1 protein-coding gene is annotated in these 1,099 nt (G+C 75.2%); it reads left to right on the top strand.

Annotated features, from left to right (window positions below; translation table 11 throughout):
• The first annotated feature begins 52 nt into the window (after nt 1-52).
• On the top strand, nt 53-1,054 hold the full coding sequence (locus C665_RS19700; protein ID WP_004330407.1) for a DUF58 domain-containing protein: 1,002 nt from the start codon (nt 53-55) through the stop codon (nt 1,052-1,054).
• Nucleotides 1,055-1,099 lie beyond the last annotated feature (45 nt).

The raw sequence follows: 1,099 nt of genomic DNA on the forward strand, positions 1-1,099 counted from the left end.
CGGCGCCGCAGGCGACGCTGCTGCGGCTGCTGCAGGCCGTCGCCGTGGGCTGATGGCGCGCCCCGCCGCATCGCTCGCCACGCCGCTGCGCCACGCCGCCGACCGCTGGCTGTTCCGCATCGGCGCCCCGGAGCCCGCGCCGATCCGCCTCGGCCAACGCCGCATCTACGTGCTGCCGAGCGCCGCGGGCATCGGCTTCGCCTTCGCGCTGCTGGTGATGCTGATCGCGGCGATCAACTACAACCTGAGCCTCGGTTACGCGCTCGTGTTCACCCTCGGCGGCAGCGCCGCAGCGAGCATGGTGCACGCCTTCCGCAACCTCCATGGCCTGTCGATCCGCCCGGGGCGCTGCGCACCGGTGTTCGCGGGCGAGACTGCCGTGTTCTCCCTCCTGGTCGATAACCCCGCCCCGCGACGACGTCCTGCCTTGCGCCTCGCCGCGCACGGGCAATGGAGCGCATTCGCGCTCCCCCCCGCACAGGAAAGCGCCGTCACGCTGGCCTGCCCCGCGCTCCGGCGCGGCCGGCTCGCGCTCGGGCGCAGCGTGCTCGAGACGCACTGGCCGCTCGGCCTCATCCGCGCCTGGAGCGTGTTCGTCCCCGAGGCCGAGTGCCTGGTGCTGCCCACGCCGGAGTCCGATCCGCCGCCCCTGCCCCTCGATGCAGGCGGCGATGCCGACGGCGGCCGGCGCGCACGCGAGGGCGACGACGACTTCGCCGGCCTGCGCGCGCATCGCAGCGCCGACTCGCCGCGCCATGTGGCGTGGAAGGTGCTCGCGCGCGGAGGTCCGATGCTGACCAAGGAGTTCGCCGCCGGACAGGAGCGCGCGCTCCTGCTCGACTGGGAGCGTCTTCCAGCCGGACTCGACGACGAACGCCGGCTGTCGCGGCTCACCGCCTGGGTGCTCGCCGCCGAGCGCGAAGGCCTGCGCTACGCGCTCGCGCTGCCCGGCGTGCGCGTGCCTGCGGCGAACGGCAGCGCCCATCACGCACGCTGCCTGCGCCTGCTCGCACTCCATGGGCTTGCCGACGCAGCGGTGGAGGACGCAGCGTGAGCGCGGAGCGCCCGCCGCGCCTGGGCGGCCTCCTGCACCGCAGCG

This window comes from Thauera aminoaromatica S2 (assembly GCF_000310185.1).
GTDB classification, from domain to species: domain Bacteria; phylum Pseudomonadota; class Gammaproteobacteria; order Burkholderiales; family Rhodocyclaceae; genus Thauera; species Thauera aminoaromatica.

Bases quoted from the DNA above. Each gene is read 5' to 3' on its own strand.
- C665_RS19700 (WP_004330407.1), top strand. From the start codon at position 53: ATGGCGCGCCCCGCCGCATCGCTCGCCACGCCGCTGCGCCACGCCGCC.